Source organism: Microcystis sp. M53602_WE12 (assembly GCF_030065455.1).
GTDB classification, from domain to species: Bacteria; Cyanobacteriota; Cyanobacteriia; order Cyanobacteriales; family Microcystaceae; genus Microcystis; species Microcystis aeruginosa.
Genome location: NZ_JASJFB010000636.1, coordinates 1 through 3,625, shown reverse-complemented (window position 1 = coordinate 3,625; position 3,625 = coordinate 1). Strand labels below are relative to the sequence as shown.

Sequence of the window (3,625 nt, the reverse complement as noted above, 5' to 3'; positions counted from 1 at the left end):
TTAATTTTTGAGAGGGCAAAAATGAGAAAAATAAGCATAAAATTGCATAAAATAACCAAATAGAGCATTTAATTGATTAATGCTCATTCTTAATTCTCCTGACTACTGACTACTGGCTCCTGACTCCTCACCTAAAGGAAGATTTTTGATTTTTGCAAGAGGTCTATTTTAGGTTTCTGCTAGGTCGAAATTTACTCTTTGATATAAATCTTGAAAAGAAATCTGCCAATCCACCGACACCAATTGTAAAACCGCATTTTCCCCCGTGACGAAATCAATTAACCATTGATCATCCTTTTGTTTATAGTAACGTTCCACACTATAACTAGATTGTTCGATCAGAATATATTCCTGAAAAGTTGGCAGAGAACGATAGAATTTAAACTTATCCCCTCGGTCATAAGCTTGGGTAGAATTAGAGAGAACTTCGACAATAATTAAAGGATTGATCACGTTAGATTGACTATTCCCTTGATAGAGAGGTTGACCTTTAATCACCATCACATCGGGATAGGTGTAAATACTATAATCTGACAGCCATAAACGCACCGTTTCCATGTAGGTATAATAATCTTGATTATTGATATTTAAGGGAAAATTACGGCAAAAATTTAGACAAATCTGATTGTGATTAGTGGTGGCTCCTACCATTGGGATAATTTCTCCTTGACGATATTCATTTTTATCTTCGGATGTTTCCTCCAGAGCTAGATATTCTTCGGGAGTATAATATTTAGTTTCGGTAGTCCTTAACATTTTTGACTCTCCTTCCTCTTCTATTTTCTAGGATACAGCATTTCTCTAAAAAGAGACAAAGTTATCCTTGAGCAAGGTTATCAATTGAGTGGCTCGGATCATATTTTTTGCTTAATCTCTGGCAAAAAATGCTGAGAAATCCACAATTAAAAATCTAACTATCAAAATTGCTCACCCCAAAGGTTAAAATAAACTAGATAAATAGTTTTATGTTTAGTTTCTCCTATGTTTAACTGGTTCCGTCGTCAGAAAGTCCAACCCGAACAAGAACAAACACCCCCCGCACCCGTAGAGGAAACCCCCAGCGAGGCAACCCCGACGACTAGCGAGACAACCAGTCAGGAAGAGTATTTAGATTGGGCTAAAAAAGCCTTTAAAAATATTCAAGAGAAAAAAGCCACGGCCGAGGCCGTCGTGAGCGAACCCTCTGAAACATCTATTGCTGAAACCGAACCTCTGCAAGAGGAAGAACCGGTTAAAGAAGAAGAAACCGAGGATAATACCCCCGCATGGCTGAAAAAATCTGATCGCCTCGAAATTCTCAAAGAAACCGCCATCGAAACCCCCACAGAACCAGATGAGGACTTTATCTGGTCCGCCAAAGTTTTAGCCAATCAGGGACGACAAGCAGAGGACGTTTCGGAAGAAGAAATCACTTGGTTAAAAAAATTGCGTCAGGGTTTAGGCAAAACGCGCCGCAGCTTGGTCAATCAGCTTAAGGCCGTGGTCGGTCAGGGTCCCCTCAATCAAGATGCGGTGGAGGAAATCGAAGCTTTATTGCTTCAGGCCGATGTGGGGGTAGATGCCACCGATTATATTATCACTACCCTCCAAAATAAGCTAAAACAGGAATCTTTACCCCCCGAAAAAGCGATCGAATATCTCAAAGAAATTATCCGCGAGATTTTAGATTCACCTTTAGCCAATTATAGCAACCCCGGTTTTGAGCCAGAAAAAGGCAAATTAAATATCTGGATGCTCACAGGAGTTAACGGAGTCGGTAAAACGACGACTATCGGCAAATTAGCCCATTTATCTAAACAATCTGGCTATAGCTGTATAATCGCCGCTGCCGACACCTTTCGCGCTGCTGCCGTGGAACAGGTGAAAGTTTGGGGAGAGCGATCGCAAGTCGAAGTAATTGCCAACCCGGGCAAAAATACCGACCCGGCCGCCGTGGTGTACGATGGCATCGAAGCCGCTAAATCCAGGGAGGTAGAATTACTCTTAGTGGATACGGCGGGAAGATTGCAGAATAAAAAGAACTTAATGGCAGAATTAAGCAAAATTCGCCGCATTATCGACAAAAAAGCCGAGAGTGCCGTGGTGGAATCCCTTCTAGTTCTCGATGCCACTTTAGGACAAAACGGGCTGCGACAGGCCGAGGTTTTCTCGGAAGCTGCCCAATTAAGCGGCGTGATCCTGACTAAAATCGATGGTACAGCTAAAGGAGGTGTCGCCCTTGCCGTAGCGCGTCAGCTTAACCTACCGATTCGCTTTGTTGGTGCTGGGGAAGGAATCGAGGATCTGCGGCCCTTTTCCAGTTACGAATTCGTGGAAGCTTTACTGAGTGGCGATTAATCTCACCCTAGCTATCTTTCATAATCTTTTCATGGTTGCTTCATAATTGTCTCATTTTTAGTTATGCTAGAAATGGAGACTCGGGGTAACAACTATGCAAAGGACAATTACAGTTAGTCATCTAGGAGTATATTATCGCGGCGTGGAAGCCCTACGGGATATCACCCTGAAAATTTATCCCGGACGATTAACCGGTATTATCGGTCCCAACGGCGCGGGTAAAAGTACCCTGATCAAAGCCATGCTAGGATTAATTCCCGTACAACAGGGAACCGTTAACTATCAAGGGCAATCTCTACAGCAACAACTGGATAAAGTCGCTTATGTTCCCCAAAGATCTCAAATCGACTGGACCTATCCCGTCACCGCTTGGGATGTGGTAATGATGGGGAGAGTCAGAAAAACCGGTTGGTTTCGTCCTTTTTCCCATATTAGTCGTCAACAGGCTTTAAATGCCCTAGAACGGGTGGAAATGGCTGATTTACGCCATCGTCCCCTCGGTCAGCTGTCGGGAGGACAACAGCAAAGAGTCTTTTTAGCCAGATCTTTGGCCCAAGAAGCGGAGATTTTCTGTTTTGATGAACCTTTCGTTGGGGTAGATCAAAAAACCGAGGGGGTTCTTTTTAATATCTTTGGTGAGTTAGCCCAAAAAAATAAAATTGTCCTGGTGGTTAACCATGATTTAGGCGAATCTATCACCCATTTTGCTGATTTAATCCTCTTAAATAAAGAATTGATCCTCGCCGATCAACGGTCTAAGGTCTTAACTGATTTTAATCTCCGGCGTGCCTATGGGGGTAAAGTCTCCTTCTATGATGCCATGACACCACCAGATCATCCCCGCTCGAGTCTCGATTATTTCGATCGCCTCTCGAAAAACAATGCGATAAACTAGAAGCGAAGATATTTTGGCTGACTGCCGATAGGGACACCGATGAAAACTATTTCCCCGCAAGAAGTAACAGGAACGATCGAACTGGCTCCTAACTATCGAATTCCCCTGTTTTTGGTAATTTTATCGCTGCCTTTACTCTTTTTACAGGTCTGGCTGGGCATAATTTTCTCCCTGTTAGGGCTATTCTTGATGTTCCAGACTACCCGCATTCGTCTCCAGTTTACCCCCACCTCCTTAGATGTCTATCTATCTGGGCAACAAATTCGCTCCTTTCCCTACCAAGAATGGCAAAATTGGCGGATTTTCTGGAATAAAGTCCCGATCCTATTTTATTTCAAAGAAATTAACAGCATTCATTTTTTGCCCATTATCTTTGACAGCGCAACCCTGAGA

At 43.0% G+C, this 3,625-nt stretch carries 4 protein-coding genes; 3 read left to right on the top strand and 1 reads right to left on the bottom strand.

Features of this window, described 5'->3' with window-relative positions:
- Window positions 1-168 precede the first annotated feature (168 nt).
- Window positions 169-756: a Uma2 family endonuclease gene (locus PX482_RS20185; protein WP_002761583.1), complete on the bottom strand. Its 588-nt coding sequence runs from the start codon at window positions 754-756 to the stop codon at window positions 169-171.
- A 225-nt stretch (window positions 757-981) separates the two neighbouring features.
- Here PX482_RS20185 and ftsY point away from each other — a divergent pair, with 225 nt between their 5' ends.
- The 3 genes from ftsY to PX482_RS20170 form a co-directional block, all read left to right on the top strand.
- Window positions 982-2,337, top strand: a complete 1,356-nt coding sequence (gene ftsY / locus PX482_RS20180) for a signal recognition particle-docking protein FtsY (RefSeq protein ID WP_288122928.1) — start codon at window positions 982-984, stop codon at window positions 2,335-2,337.
- A gap of 94 nt (window positions 2,338-2,431) precedes the next feature.
- Window positions 2,432-3,232 (top strand): metal ABC transporter ATP-binding protein, encoded by an 801-nt coding sequence (locus tag PX482_RS20175; protein WP_002761587.1) that lies wholly within the window; start codon window positions 2,432-2,434, stop codon window positions 3,230-3,232.
- Window positions 3,233-3,271: 39 nt separating this feature from the next.
- A partial coding sequence (locus PX482_RS20170; protein ID WP_288122926.1) for a DUF3119 family protein occupies window positions 3,272-3,625 on the top strand: 354 nt, incomplete at its 3' end.

Coding starts and splice junctions, on each gene's coding strand:
- PX482_RS20175 (WP_002761587.1), top strand. CDS start 2,432: ATGCAAAGGACAATTACAGTTAGTCATCTAGGAGTATATTATCGCGGC.
- PX482_RS20185 (WP_002761583.1), bottom strand. CDS start 756: ATGTTAAGGACTACCGAAACTAAATATTATACTCCCGAAGAATATCTA.
- ftsY (WP_288122928.1), top strand. CDS start 982: ATGTTTAACTGGTTCCGTCGTCAGAAAGTCCAACCCGAACAAGAACAA.